We start from the raw sequence: 19239 nt of genomic DNA, 5'->3' as shown, positions 1-19239 counted from the left end.
TCAATTTGCTTCATTAAGTCATTCTTGAGCACTTTAATCGTTGGCTTTATTACGTATTAGTATTTCGCGCTAACCAGGCTCTGCGCACAGAGCGTCGCCAAATAATATCAATACCTAAATAAGCAATAATTGCGGCAACAGAAGCGCATACCAGTGAGCCAATTAAAAATGCAGGTCCGATGGTAGAAAGGCTTTCTAAGAACCATGCCCAACTGGCTTCAAATGCAAAATGCTGCTCTGGTTGATTTAAAACAAGCGTACCTACAAGGTATGACCCGTAAAATATTGGCGGCATAGTCAATGGGTTGGTAAGCCACACCAATGCCACAGAAATAGGTAAGTTAACTCTAAATACAATAGCTGCCGCAGCGGCTAAAACCATTTGAAAAGGAACAGGGATGAACGCAAAAAATAAACCCACCGCAAATGCACCCCTTGCAGAGCGTCTGTTTAAATGCCATAGGTTGGCGTCTTGTAAGAGGCGGCCGAATATTCTAAGTGTTTTATGATGCCTAATTTTATTAGGATCAGGTAAAAATCGTTGGATCGTTTTCTTAGGCATTTCAAGCAACCATTTACTTCAGTGTGGATTAGTCTTGGATTTGTAATAGGTTGTATTTCAACCGTATTTTATTATCAAACCCATGAATTTACAGTCATCACAATATCTGTCCTTATTGCGAGCGCCTATTTTAAGCCGTTTTTGAATGTTTTGTTAGGGTTTATTTTAGCTATTTGCTGCATTGTTGTGCACTTTTACCTGTTTTATAGCTATACATTGCCAAATGATGAAAATAACTATGCTTACCCTGCCACAATTCTTGTTGATGAGGTTATCTCTGCAAAGCAACCACAGTATATAAAAGCAACGTTATTAAAGTTAAATGGGGATGAAATACACAAATTTAAAGCACCTAAAGCCATGTTAAGTGTCGATTCTGCACAGCATATTAAGCAGGGCGATACTTTTGAGGCAACAATAGCGCTGAAAAAATTCAGAACAATTAAAAATATCGGTGTGTTTGATAATAATGTGCATGCCTTTAAACAACGCATATTATTTAAAGGCAAAGTACTTAATAAGCAATTGCGCATTACTAACGCGGCTTCACCTTCAATAATTTATAAATACAGGGTATTTTTAAAACACACCTATCAAAACACAGCGCTTAAATGGCTTTATTATGCATTGCTTAGTGGTGATAAAACACTGATGTCGTTTGAAAATAAACAAACAATGCAAAGTTTAGGGCTCAGCCATTTATTAGCTATTTCAGGGTTGCACATAGGGCTTATATTCAGCTGTTTTTATTTACTGAGTAAGTACACAGCATACATCCTTAAAATTAAAGTATTGCAGTCTATTAATTTAACTATTGTTTATTGTTTTATCGGGTGGTTAGCGGCATTTATCTATGTGTATTTAAGTGAATTTTTACTCTCAGCGACTCGCGCATTTATTATGTTAAGTTGCGTATTAGGTCTTTACTTTATTGCCAAACAGCCACTGCGCTGGCGAAGCATTTTATATGCTTTAGTCGCTGTATTACTCATCAATCCTTTTAATGTTTTAAACCCAGGTTTATATTTTTCTTTTATTGCGGTTGCAATTATTTTCCTTGTTATAAAACACCTTCCTAAAACTAAATATAATTGGCTTGGCGTGTTTATGGCGCTGTGTATTATTCAGCTTGCTTTATTTATTGGGCTTTTGCCCATTACCCTTATTTATTTTAGTGGGGTAAGTATTGCTGGGTTGGTTATTAATTTATTGGCAATTCCATTATTAAGCGTGGCGATAATGCCGCTTTTGCTGCTATTTACGATAATAAGTGCTGTGGTAGATATAGCGCCCGTCATTTTATTATTCGATAGTGTACTTATAACATTGTTTAAGTATATGGATGAAATCCCTTGGCATTACAGATGGTTAGATATAGCTAAACCGCGTAAATTGTACTTAGTCGCAGCTTATCTATACATATTAATCGCCTGGTTTAGCCCCTTTAAACGTTTAGCACTCATTCCTCTATGCGTTACATTAATAGATTATCTGTATTTACCAAAACCTCTTTGGCAATTGCATGTGTTTGATGTTGGGCACGGATTAATGACGTTACTCGAAAAAGACAATCAAGCGCTGGTTTACGATTTTGGCCCGAGTTATTTTAACCGTTTTAGCCGTACATACAGTGTGTTAATTCCCTATTTGAAAACACATAATTTAACCGTCAGTGATGCAATAATAAGCCATCAAGACAACGACCATGCAGGGGGCGCAGCACATTTTATTAATGCAGGATTTGGTGAAAGTTTTAAGCGTTTTCACCCACACGGCACAACCACACAGTGTATGTCTTTAGATTATAACTTTAATGGATTGCGCATTAGCAGCTTTGCTGATAGCACATTTAATAACGAAAACGATAATTCGTGTGTGCTTTTAATCAAATCACCCCAACTTACTATGTTATTAACGGGTGATATTTCTAAAGCACGTGAGCTGAGCCTTATTAAAACTCACTCATTACAGGCCGATGTGATTTTAAGCCCTCATCATGGCAGCGATACGTCTTCAAGCATGGAATTTATCAACCATGTAAATCCGCATACGGTTATTCACTCAACAGCTTTTCAAGGCCAATGGCAATTTCCCAGTGAAAAAGTGGTTTCGCGCTACAAAGCTATAAATGCTAAACAATATGTTACGGCACGTGATGGGCAAATTACGGTAAGTATTTATCAAGATAGCTTTAAAGTGACAACGGCGCGCAAACACGAAAGTTATTGGTTTATAGAAGATTGACGTTTAGTTTTAACGGTTTGAAGGATACAATAAGGGCTGTAATTGTATAACGAGAGTAATATGAGTCAAAGTACTACACAAATTTATAAACGGTTGATTTCTTACGTTGGTGATTATAAAAGCGTTGCCTTCGTCGCTATTATTGGAATGATCGGCTATTCGGGTATGGATGCTTTATTTATTCAATTAATGAAACCCTTTATTGATGAAGGCCTAAACCAACGTAATAGCGAAGTGCTAGCTTATGCCCCATTTGTTGTAATTGCGCTGGTAATAGGGCGTGGCCTGTTTAATTTTATGTCTTCGTATTGCCTAAGCTATGTAGGCTCGCAAGTAGTTCGTTCGTTACGCCAGCAGTTATTTGAACACATATTACATTTGCCTGTTTCGTTTCATGATAAAAACTCAACAGGTGATTTAATTTCAAAAATTACTTTTGATACAGAACAAGTTCAGCAAGCAATCACCAAAGCACTGTTAATTGTTGTAAGAGAAGGCGCTTTTGTCGTTTTTTTACTTGCCCTTATGTTTTATACCAGCTGGCAGCTTTCGCTTATTTTTTTAGTGATCATTCCATTAGTGGCAATTATTGTAACGTTTGTGTCTAAACGCTTTCGCCATATTTCAAAAAATATACAGTCTGCAATGGGGCAGGTCACCCGTAGCTCTGAGCAAATGTTAAGTGGACACAAAGTTATTCATGGCTTTGGTGGGCAAAAACAAGAAATCGACCAGTTTTCAAAAATCAATAATCATAATCGCCAGCAACGTATTAAAATGGATGCCACTAAAGCGTTAAGCGTGTCGGTAATTCAAGTGCTTGCAGCAAGTGCAATGGCTGTTATTTTGTGGGTTGTATCTATGCCTTCAATGATAGATACGATCAGCTCTGGCGATTTTATGGTACTCATCTCTTCTATGATGATGCTTTTACGTCCGCTTAAACAATTAGCAAACGTGAACAGTGATATGCAGCGCGGTATTTCGGCAGCGCAAAGTATTTTTTTAGTTTTAGATGAAGAAATTGAAAAAGACAAAGGTACTTACACCGTAGATAAGGTGAAGGGCGAAATTGAGGTTAAAAACGTGACCTTTAAATACCCAACTAAAGATGAAGCTGTTTTAAATAACCTATCAATAAGTATAAAAGCCGGTGAAAGCATCGCGCTTGTAGGGCGTTCAGGCTCGGGTAAATCGACTATTTCTAATTTATTACCGCGTTATTATGATTTAGAAGCACCAAGTGAAATTTTATTAGATGGCGTTGCGCTTGAGAAATATAAACTGGCTGATTTACGCCGCCAGTTTGCCTTAGTATCTCAGCAAGTTGTGTTATTTAACGACACAATTGCCAATAATATTTGCTATGGCATAAGCCGCGAAATAACACCGCAGCAACTAGAAGAGGTGGTTAAACAAGCTCACGTGTGGGAATTTGTTAAAGACCTACCTGAGCAACTCAATACCATGGTCGGTGAAAACGGGGTGATGCTCTCTGGTGGTCAACGTCAACGTATAGCAATTGCTCGCGCTATATTAAAAGATGCACCTATTTTAATTTTAGATGAAGCAACTTCAGCCTTAGACACAGAGTCTGAAAAGCTAATTCAGCAAGCACTCGATACCCTAATGCAAGACAAAACGTCTATAGTTATTGCCCATCGTCTTTCAACCATTGAGAACAGCGACAAAATATACGTTATTGATGGTGGTCGGGTGATTGAAAGTGGCGATCATCAGAGTTTATTAGCTAAAGATGGTACTTATTCAGCTCTATGTAAAATGCAGTTTGGTGAGCACGGGTGAGTAAAATAGAGCAAAGCTGGTATAAACCATTTAGTTTTATAACGTTACTTTTACTGCCATTAGCTGCGCTTTTTTGGTTAATTTCAAGTATTAGGAAATGGTTTTTTAAGGTTGGCTTTGCCACGCCTTTTAAAGCTAAATCTAAAGTGATTGTGGTGGGCAATATAAGTGTAGGTGGAAATGGCAAAACGCCATTTGTGTTATGGCTTTACGAATACTTGTCAGAGCAAGGCCTAAAAGTGGGCATTATCAGCCGAGGCTACGGCGGTAAAGCCAACAGCTACCCGCTGGTGGTAGAGCGCGGCGTAACAAGTGCACAAGCCGGTGATGAGCCAATACTTTTATTTAATCGTTTAAAATGTCCGCTTGTTGTTGGACCCGATAGAAAAGCCAACATTACATTATTAGAGCAGCAATTTTGTGTGGATGTCATAATCTCAGATGATGGTATGCAGCATTATAAAATGGCGCGCGATATAGAGTGCTGCATTGTTGATAGCCAAAGGCGATTTGGTAATGGCTTTGTTATGCCTGCAGGGCCATTACGCGAAACCACAAACAGATTAAATAGCGTTGATTTAGTGATTGAAAACGGGGGAGATGCATCCCTTAGCTACGTTTTGCAAACTGGTGTACTTAAACACGTTGCTAACAATACCCCTGTGAATAAAACCATTGAAAAAGGCCATGCGGTAAGTGCCATTGGTAACCCACAACGTTTTGAAAATTCATTAAAGGAGCAAAATATTCAGCTGCTTTCGACTCATCATTATAGAGATCACTATGCTTATAGCATGGCTGATTTTACTCAATTTAATGATGACAACATATTAATGACAGAAAAAGATGCAGTAAAATGTAGAGACTTTGCAAAAGATACTTGGTACTACCTACCCGTAAATGCAAAACCTACAGACGCTGTAATACATAAATTAGATTTATTATTAAAACAAAAAGGGATCCTCAATGGCCTTTGATACAAAATTACTTGAAATAATTGCTTGTCCTGTGTGTAAAGGAAAGCTTCGTTTTGATAAAGAAAATGCAGAACTTATTAGTACTGCAGCTAAACTTGCATACCCAGTACGCGACGATATACCGGTACTTTTAGAAAATGAAGCGCGTGAGCTATCTCAAGATGAGGTTGATAAGTGGAATTCGTAGTTGTTATACCTGCACGTTACGCGTCTACCCGTTTGCCTGGCAAACCATTAGCTGACATATGCGGTAAACCTATGATTCAACACGTGTATGAAAAAGCGTGTTTGTCAGGTGCAAGTAAAGTGGTTATTGCAACCGATCATCAAAAAGTTTTTGATGCTGTTAAATTGTTCACAAACGATGTGCTGATGACGCGAGAAGATCATCAATCGGGTACCGAACGTTTAGCAGAGGTTGTTGACCTTCTTAAGCTAGACGCAGAAACCCTGGTGGTCAATGTACAAGGCGATGAGCCATTACTTGCCAGCGAAAACGTATCGCAAGTTGCCACTTTACTAAATAATTCAAGCGCGCCAATGGCAACATTAAGTGTAGCCATTGAAGAGCAAGACGAAGTGTTTAATCCTAATGCCGTGAAGGTTGTTAGTGATATTAATAAAAATGCGTTGTACTTTTCACGTGCCAGTATTCCGTTTGACAGAAGCGCAATGTTAAATAGCGACAGTGTGTTAGATATAACGCCTTTTCAGCGCCATGTGGGTATATATGCTTATCGTGCGGGCTTCATTAAGCAGTATATTGAGCTAAGTGTATCGCCGCTTGAAGTACTTGAGTCGCTAGAGCAACTTAGAGTGTTGTACCATGGTTACGCTATCAAAATTGAGCAGGCCAAAATAACACCACATGCAGGGGTTGATACGGCCGAGGATTTAGAAAAAGTGATTGCCTACCTAAAAGCTAAGCAAGCCTAATAATGGTTAAAAGTGAATTACCCATAGTGTTTAGCCACGCTGATTTTTATATATTTGAAAAACCTGCGGGGCTTAATTTTCACTCAGAAGGTGAAAAAGGGTTTGTGGTACTAGCTGAGCAGCAAACCGGCGAAAAATTATTTGCTGTTCACCGCCTTGATAAAGTGACATCTGGCCTTATTATTCTTAGTCGCAATAAAGAAGCCGCTGCTAAATTTACGTCTCTTTTCACTGAGCATGCAATAAACAAGTTTTATTTAGCAATCAGCAATGCTAAACCTAAAAAAAAGCAAGGGTGGATAAAAGGTGATATGGCTAAGTCTCGCAGGGGCATGTTTAAGCTTTTACCGACCCTGAAAAACCCGGCTATTACCCGCTTTTATTCTTTTAGTTATAAGCCGGGGTTTAGGGCGTATATTTTAAAGCCGTATTCGGGTAAAACCCACCAACTTAGAGTGGCATTAAAAAGTTTAGGGGCGCCAATTTTAGGCGATACACTTTATAGTGGCACCGCAGCTGAGCGGGCGTATCTTCATGCCTATGCGTTAAGTTTTTTATGGCATGGGGAGCAAATTAATTGCTCTTTGCTACCTACTACGGGTGATGAGTACCAGCAATTAATTAATCATCAAGAATTTCAAGCATGGCAATCGCCGTGGCAACTGGATTGGTAAATGAGCGAAAAAGTAACAGATATTCGTTTTGGCGGGATCAAACGCCTATACGGTAACCAACAATTTGACTGGCTACAACATGCCCATTTTTGTGTAGTGGGGATAGGCGGTGTAGGAAGTTGGGCCGCCGAAGCTTTAGCACGTACAGGCGTGGGTAAAGTCACTTTAATTGATTTAGATGATATTTGCGCGACGAACGTAAATAGGCAAATTCATGCACTTAGCGGCAGTATTGGCCAAGCCAAAGTAGATGCAATGAAAAGTCGCTGCGAACTGATAAACCCAGAGTGTAAAGTAACTGTGATAGATGACTTTATTACTCTTGAAAATATTCGTGAGCATATTCAAGGTTTTGATTACGTTATTGACTGTATTGATGCAGTTAAAGAAAAAGCAGCGCTTATTGCTCATTGTAAGCGCAATAAAATGCCTATTATTACTACTGGTGGGGCGGGTGGGCAAACTGATCCTAGCCAAATAACATTTGGTGATGTGGCTAAAACCACGCAAGATCCGCTACTTGCTAAAGTGCGTTATATTTTACGCAAACAATATAATTTTAGTAACAACCCTAAACGCAAATTTAATATTGATTGTGTGTACTCAACTGAGCAACTTGTTTACCCAGGCAGTGATGGCAGTGTATGCCATGCTAAACAAAATGCTGATGGTACAATGAATATGGATTGTAATAACGGGTTTGGCTCGGTAACTATGATCACCGGAAGTTTTGGCTTTTTTGTAGCGGCTAAAGCGGTACGTAAATATTTAGATAAAAAACAGCGTTTACAACAAGCTCAATAGTTTAATTGAGCTTGTTAGTTGCCATGCTTTGAATTGCCTCGACCATGGCTTTTATTCCGTTCCCTCGAGATGCACTAAGGTGTTTAATTAAGCCTAACTTTTCAAATTCGTCATACGCATTAATATTCACGACTTCTTCAGGTGTTAAGCCATTATAAAGCGCTAAAATTATCGCTAATAAGCCTTTTACAATACGGGTGTCTGAGTCGCCAATAACCACTAAACGATTCTCGCTATCGTCAAACTCCATAAACATCCACACTTTGCTCTCACACCCTGGCACAAGCGCGTCATCGGTTTTAAGTACATCCGCTAAAGCGGGAAGTGTTTTGCCCAGAAGCATTATTTCGCGATATTTTTGCTGCCAAGATTGAGCCTGCTGTATAGGTTTTACTACGTTTTTAAACGTATTTGTCATGAGTTATCCTAAATTAGTCTAATAATTCAATCGATTCTTTCAAAGCATTGATGAAATTATCAACATCTTGATGGGTATTATAAAATGCAAAGCTTGCTCGAACAGTGCCTTTTACCCCTAAATGGTGCATTAATGGTTGCGTACAATGGTGTCCACTGCGTACTGCAATACCAAATCCGTCAAGCAAAGTTGCCAAATCGTAGGGGTGTTCACTTTTATAATTAAAACTAAGGGTGCCAATATTATTGTTCAGGTCGCTATAAATAGTAATACCGTCAATTTTACTCAACTGTGTGGCTGCATAATTAAAAATAGCCTGCTCATGGCGCTGTAACTGTTCTATGTTTAGGGCTGATAAATAATCAATTGCTGCACTGAAACCAATGACGCCGGCTATATTTGGGGTGCCGGTCTCAAATTTAGCAGGAGCGTCTCTGTAGGTGGTTTTTTCAAGGGTTACAGTATCTATCATCTCACCACCCGTTTGATACGGGGTAAGCGCATTAAGTAATTCATAGCGACCATATAAGCCCCCTACACCCGTAGGGCCAAGCATTTTATGCGCTGAGAATACATAAAAATCGCATCCAAGCTGCTTTAAATTAGGGCGTAAATGCATGGCTCCTTGTGCGCCATCAACAACAACTAACGTGCCGACTGCTTTCGCTGCAGCTATTAATGGGGCTAAATTGGTAATATTACCTAATGTGTTAGACGCTTGGCTGATACACATTACCTTTGCTTTAGTATGTGTGATCATGTCTATACAGCGAGCTAAATTAAACGTCGCGTTTTGCTCAAGGGGGAGTGCAGATAGCGTAGCCCCGGTATTTTGCGTTAATACTTGCCAAGGTACAATATTAGCGTGGTGCTCAAGGGGTGTAATTAAAACCGTATCTTCACCAGTAATTTGCCTTTGTAGGCCATGAGCAAGTAAATTTAGCGCTTCTGTCGCGCCTTTTGTCCAGACGATTTCTTTAGCATTTACGTTAAAGTAATCAGCTGTTTTTAATCTTGCTTCTTCATATTGTTCTGTAGCGCGCTCGCTTAAGGTGTGCCGGCCTCTGTGAACGTTTGCGTTGCCTAAATTATAAAAACGAGTGGTTGCATCAATAACGCTTTGTGGCTTTTGCGACGTTGCGCCAGAGTCTAAATATACTAAAGGGTTGCCATTAAGGGTTTGGTTTAACGTAGGGAAGTCGTTACGGATTTTTGTTATATCAAACTCTTGAGAAGGCATGGCTATTCAACATCTATAAATTTAGGCAGGAATTGTAATCGGTTTCATAAAATTGACAAGCAAAGCACACAAAAAAGGCCGCAAAAGCGGCCTTTTTTACCTAACTAAGCTTAGCGCTTGTCAGTTGATACGAAGTCACGTTGCGTGTAACCAGTATACATTTGACGAGGGCGGCTGATCTTATGACCAGGTTGAGATAGCATCTCATCCCAGTGAGTGATCCAACCAACAGTACGTGCCATTGCAAAAATTACAGTGAACATGCTTGTTGGAATACCAATCGCTTTTAAGATAATACCTGAGTAGAAATCAACGTTAGGGTAAAGTTTCTTCTCTACAAAGTATGGGTCTTCAAGGGCAATTTGTTCAAGCTTCATTGCAATATCAAGAAGCGGATCTTGAATGTTAAGCTCTTCCAATACTTCGTGACACGTTTGACGCATTACTGTAGCGCGTGGGTCGAAGTTTTTGTAAACACGGTGACCAAAGCCCATAAGACGGAACGGATCAGACTTATCTTTTGCTTTTGCTACGTACTCATCAATACGATCAACAGAACCAATCTCTTCTAACATGTTTAAACATGCTTCGTTAGCACCGCCGTGAGCAGGGCCCCAAAGAGATGCGATACCCGCTGCAATACATGCATATGGGTTAGCGCCTGAAGAACCTGCTAAACGTACTGTTGACGTTGATGCGTTTTGCTCATGATCAGCATGAAGCATGAAGATTTTATCCATTGCTTTAGCTGTCACAGGGTTAACTTTGTATTCTTCAGCCGGTACAGAGAACATCATGTGTAAGAAGTTTTCTGCGTAGCTTAAATCGTTACGTGGGTAAACAAACGGTTGACCAATGTTTGTTTTGTACGCCATAGCTGCAATAGTCGGTAATTTAGCCACAAGTTTAATAGCGCTTGTTTTACGTTGGCTTGCATCAGTAATATCAAGATCTTCGTGGTAAAAAGAAGATAATGCGCCTACTACACCACATAGCATTGCCATTGGGTGAGCGTCGAAGCGGAAACCTTGGAAAAAGTTAGCAATTTTCTCATCAAGCATGGTGTTATGCGTGATTTCTTTTGCAAATGCATCGTATTGCTCTTTAGTTGGTAACTCACCGTTTAATAGTAAGTAACAAAGCTCGATGTAGTTAGAGTCTTCAGCTAATTGCTCAATTGGGTAACCACGGTGAAGTAATACACCTTTACCACCATCAATGTAGGTGATTGCAGATTCACAAGAGCCAGTCGACATGAAACCTGGGTCATAAGTAAAGTGACCGTGTGAACCTAACGTACGTACGTCGATCACATCTTGGCCAGCAGTGCCTTGATAAATTGGAAGTTCGATTGGATCTAGTCCATCAATATGGACTGTGGCTTTTTTATCTGCCATCTATGTATCTCCTATTAAGATATCTATTCTGATTTTTAGATTTTTAAAGTTCTGAAATCTTGTTTTAAGCACATCTTCGCATTTTAACGTGAAAGAGGGGGTTAAAGTCAATTTTTATAAACATTATGCATATATGTATAATAAATATTCGGTATTAATTAAATATTATACTATCGGCTAATTCGCAAACGTCTCTAACTAAACAAGAATTGTAAAACAACCTTTGGGTATATATACTATCGGAGGTTTTAAACCGCTTTGTATTTAGGTAAACATATTTTTACAGCGTAATTTTTGCAGATTTGTGAACTTTTGCTGTATTGACACGTTTACTTTGATAGTTCCACCAGAAATTTTGGTGGGTTTTAGAAAAACAAGTAGATGAGCTCCAATGTGAGCAAGATGGGCAAGTAACTGTGAAAAAGCAAAGACCTGTAAATCTAGATCTAACAACTATATCTATGCCGGCAACGGCTAAAGCATCAATCTTTCACCGCGTCACCGGTGTTGCATTATTTTTTGCTTTAACGTTTGTCATTTGGGCTTGGTCTGAGTCTCTTTCTTCAGCTGAAGGTTTTGAATTCGTCAAGGGTCTGTTTAGCGGATTCATTGCCAAATTCATAGCTTGGGGCACACTTTCTGTATTGGGTTATCACCTTATTGGTGGTATCCGTCACATCATTATGGATATGGGCCACTGGGAAGAACTTGAATCAGGTAACCTTAGCGCTAAAATTGCAATGGCACTTGGCGTTGTATTTGCCGTACTGGCAGGGGTGTGGATATGGTCTTAAATCAAGCAACTCTTAAACGTGATGGTGTACAAGATTTCGTATCTTTACGTACCACGGCACTAGTAATCACCGCATACGCGATTTTTATTATCGGCTATTTTTTAGCAACGCCAGAAGTCACTTTCGAAGCCTGGACAGGCCTATTCTCTAATCTAGCAATGAAGGGTTTTACACTTATTACTCTTGTATGCATGATGGTTCATACCCGCATTGGCCTTTGGCAAGTTTTAACGGATTACGTTAAAAACGCTAAACTACGCGCTGTTTTAGGCTTTGTATTAAACCTGATGGCCGTTGCTTACGTAGCTATTGGTCTAATCGTTTTATGGGGTGTTTAAGTGAAATATTCTGTTCGTGAATTTGACGCCGTAGTAATTGGTGCAGGTGGTGCTGGTATGCGCGCCGCTCTTGCCATTACCGAATCTGGCAAAACGTGTGCATTAATATCTAAAGTATTCCCAACACGCTCACACACTGTATCTGCACAGGGTGGTATTACAGTAGCGCTAGGTAATTCACACGAAGACAACTGGGAATGGCATATGTACGATACCGTTAAAGGTTCCGATTTTATCGGTGACCAAGACGCTATCGAATACATGTGTCAAACAGGCCCAGAAGCTATTACTGAATTAGAAAACATGGGTTTACCATTTTCTCGTTTTGAAAATGGCCGTGTTTACCAACGTCCTTTCGGTGGTCAATCGAAAAACTTTGGTGGTGAACAAGCTGCACGTACTGCAGCAGCAGCTGACCGTACTGGTCACGCTTTATTACACCTTCTATACCAACAAAACGTTAAAAACCAAACTAATGTATTCTCTGAGTGGTATGCACTAGATTTAGTTAAAAACGACAATGGCGATGTAGTAGGCTGTACAGCAATTGAGATTGAAACAGGTGAAATCACTTTCTTCAAATCAAAAGCTGTTGTACTTGCAACCGGCGGTGCTGGTCGTATTTTCGCATCAACAACCAATGCTCACATTAATACGGGTGATGGTGTTGGTATGGCAGCCCGTGCAGGCGTTGCTATGCAAGATATGGAAATGTGGCAATTCCACCCAACAGGTATTGCAGGCGCTGGTACACTTGTAACGGAAGGTTGTCGTGGTGAAGGTGGTTATCTTTTAAATAAAGATGGCGAACGCTTTATGGAACGTTATGCACCAAACGCTAAAGACTTAGCGTCTCGTGACGTTGTAGCACGTTCAATGATGACTGAAATCCGTGAAGGCCGAGGCTGTGATGGTCCTTGGGGTCCACACCTTAAGCTGAAACTTGACCACTTAGGTGAAGAAACGCTTAACTTACGTCTACCAGGCGTATGTGACCTTGCTAAAACTTTCGCACACGTTGACCCTGCTAAAGAGCCAATTCCAGTAATACCAACTTGTCACTACATGATGGGTGGTGTTCCAACTAACGTAAATGGTCAAGCGCTACAAATCGATGCTAACGGCAACGAAAAAGTAGTAGAAGGCTTATTTGCCGTAGGTGAAATTGCCTGTGTATCTGTACATGGTGCAAACCGCCTAGGTGGTAACTCATTACTTGATTTAGTTGTATTTGGCCGTGCTGCGGGTAACTTCTTAGGTAAATACCTAAACGAAGTTGAAATTACTAAAGCACCGACAGCATCTGATATTGACGCGTCTCTTGCACGCTTTAACCGTTGGGAAAATTCAACAGCTGGCCAAGGTGAAGACCCAGTTCAAATCAAAAAAGACCTACAACAATGTATGCAGCTTAACTTCTCGGTATTCCGTGAAGGTGAGTCTATGGCGACAGGTCTTAAAGAGCTTAAAGAAATTCGTGAACGTCTGCAGCATGCACGTCTTGATGATAAATCATCAGACTTCAACACGCAGCGTATCGAATGTCTTGAACTAGACAACTTAATGGAAACAGCTTACTCAACTGCAGTAGCTGCAAACTTCCGTACTGAAAGCCGTGGTGCACACTCTCGCTTTGACTACCCAGATCGTGATGACGAAAACTGGTTATGTCACTCAGTATTCAATCCGGTAACGGATGAAATGAGCAAGCGTGACGTAAACTACGCGCCTAAGACGCGTGAAGCGTTCCCACCTAAAGCACGTACCTACTAGGAGCGAGACGATGGCACAAGTACAATTTTCAGTTTATCGTTACAATCCGGATGTTGATAACGCACCTCGTATGCAAGAATATACTTTGCAAACAGAGGAAGGTCAGGACATGATGGTATTGGATGCACTTTTATTATTAAAAGAGCAAGATCCAACATTATCATTCCGTCGCTCATGTCGTGAAGGCGTGTGTGGCTCTGATGGCGTTAACATGAATGGTAAAAATGGTTTAGCATGTATTACACCATTATCTACGCTGCAAAAAGGCGGCAAAGGTACTATTGTAATTCGTCCTTTACCTGGCTTACCTGTGGTACGTGACCTTGTTATTGACATGAGTCAGTTCTACACTCAGTACGAAAAAGTTAAACCATACCTAATTAACGATCAGCCAGCGGCTGGTGAGCGTCTTCAATCTATTGAAGAACGTGATAAATTAGATGGACTTTACGAGTGTATTTTATGTGCATGTTGTTCTACATCGTGTCCTTCGTTCTGGTGGAATCCAGACAAGTTCATTGGTCCAGCAGGCCTTCTTCATGCTTACCGTTTCTTGGCAGATAGCCGCGATACGGCAACTGAAGAACGTTTAGCAGACTTAGACGATGCGTTCAGTGTGTTCCGTTGCCACAGTATCATGAACTGTGTTAGCGTTTGTCCTAAAGGTCTTAACCCGACCAAAGCAATTGGACAAATTAAATCTATGTTATTAAACCGCGCGGTTTAATCACTTAGTAACGTAAGATGGCTAATATTTTTATTAGCCATCTTGTTATGACAACTATTAATTTCTGCGCTAAAGAAAAGGGCTTATAAATGCACGAAGGTGTGATGAAGGCATGGCTAGAATCTTCACATTTAAACGGCGGCAACGTTGCTTATGTAGAAGAGCTTTATGAAGCGTATTTAGATGATGCGACTTCTGTGCCAGAAGAATGGCGAGAAGTGTTCGAACAATTACCAAAAGTAGATGGTGTGGATGTTGAAGTAAAGCATTCAGAAGTTCGTTCACAGTTTGCGGCGCTTGCTAAAAACAAGCATAGAGAGGTAGTGGTAGCAGAGGGTAGTGGCGGTGACCTTAAACAGGTTAAAGTACTACAACTTATTAATGCTTTCCGCTTTCGAGGACACCAAAATGCTAACCTAGATCCATTAGGCATTTGGCAACGAGAGCGTGTTCGAGATTTAGAGCTAGAATACCACGACTTATCTAAAGCTGATTTTGACCGCGAATTTAACGTAGGATCGTTTGCCGTAGGCCGCGATACTATGCCTTTAGGTGAACTATACCAGGCACTTAAAACCACCTATTGTGGTTCTATTGGTGCTGAGTATATGCACATCACATCAACAGAAGAAAAACGTTGGTTACAACAGCGTTTAGAATCTGTTCAATCACGACCTACTTTTTCTAAAGAAGAAAAACTGCGTATCCTTAAAGGATTAACCGCAGCAGATGGTCTTGAAAAATATTTAGGTGCAAAGTTCCCTGGTGCTAAGCGTTTCTCACTTGAAGGTGGCGATGCGTTAGTTCCTATGCTTAAAGAACTTATTCACCGTGCCGGCGAAAGCGGGCAGAAAGAAGCAGTTATTGGTATGGCTCACCGTGGTCGCTTAAACGTACTAGTTAATGTGTTAGGTAAAAACCCATCTGAGTTATTCGATGAGTTTGCTGGTAAACATAAAGACACGTTAAGCTCTGGTGACGTTAAATACCATATGGGTTATTCATCTGACTTTGCGACAAAAGGTGGCAATGTTCATATGGCACTTGCGTTTAACCCTTCTCACCTAGAAATTGTTAACCCTGTGGTTATGGGATCGGTAAGAGCGCGTTTAGACCGTTTAGGTGACAGTTCAGGTAGCAAAGCATTACCTATTACTATCCACGGTGACTCTGCGATTACAGGCCAAGGTGTTGTACAAGAAACATTTAACTTGTCGCAAACAAATGCCTTCTCATGTGGTGGTAGTATCCGCATTGTTGTAAATAACCAAGTTGGTTTTACAACCTCAAAACAAGACGACGTACGTTCTACAGATTACTGTACTGACATTGCTAAAATGGTTCAGTCACCAATCTTCCACGTTAACTCTGATGACCCTGAAGCCGTTGCATTTGTTACACAACTTGCACTTGATTTTAGAAACCAGTTTAAACGTGACGTAGTAATCGATTTAGTATGTTATCGCCGCCATGGTCATAACGAAGCTGATGAGCCTAATGCAACACAGCCTCTTATGTACCAAAAAATTAAAAAGCATGCGGTTCCGCGTTTAATTTACGCTGATCAACTTATGTCTGAAGGCTCATTCACTGAGAGTGAAATTAAAGCATTAGCTGATGAATACCGTAACGGCTTAGATGAAGGTAACTGTGTTGTTGAAGAAATTCAGCCAGAAACTTCGCACTCATCTGATTGGGCAAAATATGTTGGCCATGAGTGGAATGTTGAGTACGACGCAAGCGTACCTGTAGATAAGCTAAAAGCACTTGGCGAACAAGTTGCGCAGTTCCCTGAGCAATATAAAGCACAGTCTCGTGTTAAAAAGATTTACGATGACCGTAAGCTTATGGCAAGTGGCGAAAAACCACTAGATTGGGGTATGGCAGAAACACTTGCTTATGCAACAATTGCTTCTGAAGGCACAGATATACGTTTAACTGGCCAAGACTCAGGGCGTGGTACTTTCTTCCACCGCCATGCTGTAGTACATAGCCAGTCGGATGGTTCAACTTACCTACCTCTTCAAAATTTAAGTGAAGACCAAGGTACTTTTGAAGTATTTGATTCTGTTTTATCAGAAGAAGCGGTACTTGCTTTTGAATATGGTTATGCAACAGCTGAACCTACATCATTAGTCCTTTGGGAAGCCCAGTTTGGTGACTTCGCAAATGGTGCACAAGTCGTATTTGACCAGTTCTTAAGCTCTGGTGAGCAAAAATGGGGCCGTTTATGTGGCTTAACATGTTTGCTTCCGCATGGATATGAAGGTCAAGGTCCAGAGCATAGTTCTGCACGTTTAGAGCGTTTTTTACAGCTTTGTGCCGATCACAACATGCAAGTGTGTGTTCCTTCAACACCTGCACAAGTTTACGCTATGCTTCGTCGTCAATCAGTTAGACCACTTCGTCGTCCATTGATTGTAATGACACCAAAATCACTACTTCGTCACCCACTTGCGGTATCTTCACTTGAAGAACTTTCACAAGGTGTATTCCATAATATGATCGATGAAATCGATGATATTAACCCTGAGAAAGTAGAACGCGTAGTATTTTGTAGTGGTAAAGTTTACTACGAACTATTACAAGAGCGTCGTAAGCTTGAGCAAGACAATATTGCTATTGTACGTGTGGAGCAGTTATACCCGTTCCCACATGCAGAAATGGACACGATTATGGAACGTTACCAACACGTTACTGATTTTGTTTGGTGTCAAGAAGAGCCACAAAACCAAGGTGCTTGGTACTGTTCGCAACATCACTTTATTGATGCAATCCCACAGGGTGCTAAATTGACTTACGCAGGGCGTAAGGCGTCGGCATCTCCAGCGTGTGGTTACATGTCAGTACATACTAAAGAACAACAAGCGCTCGTTGCAGACGCGCTTACTATACAAAAGAAAGGATAAGCAATGAGCACAGAAATTAAAGTTCCTGTTCTTCCTGAGTCGGTTGCAGATGCTACCGTTGCTACATGGCATGTAAGTGTAGGCGACAAAGTAAGCCGTGACCAAAACTTAGTAGACATTGAAACAGATAAAGTGGTTTTAGAAGTGGTTGCACAGAATGACGGTGTAATTACTGAAATATCACAAGAAGAAGGTGCAACGGTACTTGGCGACCAAGTTATCGGTTTACTTGGTGATGCTGATGCAGCACCAGCAAGTGACAGTGCTCCGGCTAAAGAAGAAGCCGCACCTGAAAAATCAGAAGACGCGCCTGCGGCGCAATCAGCTCCAGCATCAGAAGGTAAAGAAGTGGACATTAAAGTACCTGTACTTCCAGAATCAGTTGCAGACGCAACAATTGCTACATGGCATGTACAACCAGGTGAAGCGGTAACTCGCGACCAAAACTTGGTAGATATTGAAACTGATAAAGTTGTTCTTGAAGTAGTAGCTCAAGAAGACGGTATCATGGGCGAGCAACTAAACGCAGAAGGCGATACTGTACTTGGCGAACAAGTTATTGGTAACGTTAAAGCGGGCGGCGCTCCAGCGGCACCTGCAGCTAAAGCAGAAGAAGCGCCTGCTGCAAGTGAGTCTAACGATAGCTCAGATGTGTTAACGCCGTCTGTACGTCGTTTAATCGCTGAAAAAGGGCTTGATGCGTCTAAAATTAAAGGCACAGGTAAAAACGGCCGTGTAACTAAAGAAGACGTTGATACTTTCTTAAAAACGCCTGCTCCAGCTGCTAAAAAAGAAGCCGCTTCAGCACCTGCTGCACCTATGGGTGACCGTACACAAAAACGTGTACCAATGACGCGCTTACGTAAAACCATTGCTAATCGTTTATTAGAAGCGAAAAACTCAACAGCAATGTTAACTACGTTTAACGAAGTAAACATGAAACCTATCATGGACCTTCGTAAGCAATACCAAGAAGTATTCGAGAAGCGTCACGGTATTCGTTTAGGCTTTATGTCTTTCTACGTGAAAGCAGTAACTGAAGCACTTAAGCGTTTCCCTGACGTAAATGCATCAATTGATGGTGACGATATTGTTTACCACAATTACTTTGATATCAGCATCGCTGTATCTACACCGCGTGGTTTAGTTACACCAGTACTTAAAGATTGCGACAAACTATCTGTTGCTGAAATCGAGAAAGGTATTCGTGAATTAGCCCTTAAAGGCCGTGACGGTAAACTAACACTTGACGATATGACAGGTGGTAACTTTACCATTACTAACGGTGGTGTATTTGGTTCGTTACTTTCTACGCCTATTATTAACTTACCACAGTCATCAATCTTGGGTATGCACAAAATCCAAGAGCGTCCTATGGCTGTAAATGGTAAAGTTGAAATTCTTCCTATGATGTATTTGGCACTATCTTACGATCACCGCCAAATCGATGGTAAAGAATCTGTTGGTTTCTTAGTGACTATTAAAGAGTTACTTGAAGATCCAACTCGCTTATTACTGGATGTTTAATCGAGTAGTATGAAATATAAGCTGTGAATGACAATTCACAGCTTTTTTTTTGCGCCTTTGGTGTTACTGGGGTTTTCATGTTAAGCCTTGGGATCTATACTAGGTGCGCAATT

Annotated in this window: 17 protein-coding genes; 13 read left to right on the top strand and 4 right to left on the bottom strand. The window is 40.6% G+C overall.

Going from position 1 to position 19239, the window contains the following annotated elements; translation table 11 throughout:
- Positions 1-49 precede the first annotated feature (49 nt).
- Positions 50-562 (bottom strand): DUF2062 domain-containing protein, encoded by a 513-nt coding sequence (locus AN395_RS07530; protein WP_054982683.1) that lies wholly within the window; start codon positions 560-562, stop codon positions 50-52.
- Between AN395_RS07530 and AN395_RS07525 the strand changes: the two genes are divergently transcribed.
- From AN395_RS07525 to tcdA, 7 genes are read left to right on the top strand one after another with little or no spacing between them, the layout of a single operon-like run.
- Entirely contained in the window at positions 542-2806 is a 2265-nt protein-coding gene (locus AN395_RS07525) for a DNA internalization-related competence protein ComEC/Rec2 (protein WP_054982569.1), read from the top strand. The genes AN395_RS07530 and AN395_RS07525 overlap by 21 nt on opposite strands.
- A 60-nt stretch (positions 2807-2866) precedes the next feature.
- Positions 2867-4612, top strand: a complete 1746-nt coding sequence (msbA, locus tag AN395_RS07520) for a lipid A export permease/ATP-binding protein MsbA (RefSeq protein WP_004586694.1) — start codon at positions 2867-2869, stop codon at positions 4610-4612.
- Positions 4609-5589 (top strand): tetraacyldisaccharide 4'-kinase, encoded by a 981-nt coding sequence (gene lpxK, locus AN395_RS07515; protein WP_054982568.1) that lies wholly within the window; start codon positions 4609-4611, stop codon positions 5587-5589. Before msbA ends, lpxK begins: the two co-directional genes overlap by 4 nt.
- Positions 5579-5776, top strand: coding sequence for a Trm112 family protein (locus AN395_RS07510; protein ID WP_004586692.1), 198 nt, complete (start codon positions 5579-5581; stop codon positions 5774-5776). Before lpxK ends, AN395_RS07510 begins: the two co-directional genes overlap by 11 nt.
- Entirely contained in the window at positions 5764-6525 is a 762-nt protein-coding gene (kdsB, locus tag AN395_RS07505; protein ID WP_054982567.1) for a 3-deoxy-manno-octulosonate cytidylyltransferase, read from the top strand. Before AN395_RS07510 ends, kdsB begins: the two co-directional genes overlap by 13 nt.
- A gap of 2 nt (positions 6526-6527) precedes the next feature.
- Positions 6528-7199, top strand: coding sequence for a TIGR01621 family pseudouridine synthase (locus AN395_RS07500; protein ID WP_054982566.1), 672 nt, complete (start codon positions 6528-6530; stop codon positions 7197-7199).
- On the top strand, positions 7200-8003 hold the full coding sequence (gene tcdA / locus AN395_RS07495; RefSeq protein ID WP_054982565.1) for a tRNA cyclic N6-threonylcarbamoyladenosine(37) synthase TcdA: 804 nt from the start codon (positions 7200-7202) through the stop codon (positions 8001-8003).
- A gap of 1 nt (position 8004) precedes the next feature.
- Here tcdA and AN395_RS07490 read toward each other — a convergent pair whose 3' ends face one another.
- The 3 genes from AN395_RS07490 to AN395_RS07480 all read right to left on the bottom strand — a co-directional run bounded on the left by AN395_RS07490 (position 8005) and on the right by AN395_RS07480 (position 11058).
- Entirely contained in the window at positions 8005-8421 is a 417-nt protein-coding gene (locus AN395_RS07490; protein ID WP_004586688.1) for a SufE family protein, read from the bottom strand.
- A 13-nt stretch (positions 8422-8434) separates the two neighbouring features.
- Positions 8435-9661: an aminotransferase class V-fold PLP-dependent enzyme gene (locus tag AN395_RS07485; protein ID WP_054982564.1), complete on the bottom strand. Its 1227-nt coding sequence runs from the start codon at positions 9659-9661 to the stop codon at positions 8435-8437.
- 110 nt (positions 9662-9771) lie between these two features.
- Complete coding sequence (locus AN395_RS07480) at positions 9772-11058, bottom strand: citrate synthase (RefSeq protein ID WP_004586686.1); 1287 nt, start codon at positions 11056-11058, stop codon at positions 9772-9774.
- Between the two features lie 416 nt (positions 11059-11474).
- Between AN395_RS07480 and sdhC the strand changes: the two genes are divergently transcribed.
- The 6 genes from sdhC (at position 11475) to odhB (ending at position 19126) form a co-directional block, all read left to right on the top strand.
- The gene (gene sdhC / locus AN395_RS07475; protein ID WP_084554498.1) at positions 11475-11852 is read left to right on the top strand and encodes a succinate dehydrogenase, cytochrome b556 subunit; all 378 of its coding nucleotides are present in this window, start codon (positions 11475-11477) and stop codon (positions 11850-11852) included.
- A complete protein-coding gene (gene sdhD, locus AN395_RS07470; RefSeq protein ID WP_004586684.1) occupies positions 11843-12190 on the top strand; it encodes a succinate dehydrogenase, hydrophobic membrane anchor protein in 348 nt (115 codons plus the stop codon). The genes sdhC and sdhD overlap by 10 nt, the downstream gene beginning before the upstream one ends.
- The gene (gene sdhA / locus AN395_RS07465; protein ID WP_004586683.1) at positions 12191-13963 is read left to right on the top strand and encodes a succinate dehydrogenase flavoprotein subunit; all 1773 of its coding nucleotides are present in this window, start codon (positions 12191-12193) and stop codon (positions 13961-13963) included.
- 10 nt (positions 13964-13973) lie between these two features.
- Entirely contained in the window at positions 13974-14690 is a 717-nt protein-coding gene (locus AN395_RS07460; RefSeq protein WP_004586682.1) for a succinate dehydrogenase iron-sulfur subunit, read from the top strand.
- Positions 14691-14779: 89 nt separating this feature from the next.
- Positions 14780-17599: a 2-oxoglutarate dehydrogenase E1 component gene (locus AN395_RS07455; RefSeq protein WP_004586681.1), complete on the top strand. Its 2820-nt coding sequence runs from the start codon at positions 14780-14782 to the stop codon at positions 17597-17599.
- A 3-nt stretch (positions 17600-17602) separates the two neighbouring features.
- Positions 17603-19126, top strand: a complete 1524-nt coding sequence (gene odhB, locus AN395_RS07450) for a 2-oxoglutarate dehydrogenase complex dihydrolipoyllysine-residue succinyltransferase (protein WP_054982563.1) — start codon at positions 17603-17605, stop codon at positions 19124-19126.
- Positions 19127-19239 lie beyond the last annotated feature (113 nt).

Source organism: Pseudoalteromonas sp. P1-30 (genome assembly GCF_001400005.1).
Lineage (GTDB): Bacteria > Pseudomonadota > Gammaproteobacteria > Enterobacterales > Alteromonadaceae > Pseudoalteromonas > Pseudoalteromonas atlantica.
Note: the sequence above shows the minus strand (reverse complement) of the source record. Positions and strands in the feature narration are given on the sequence as shown.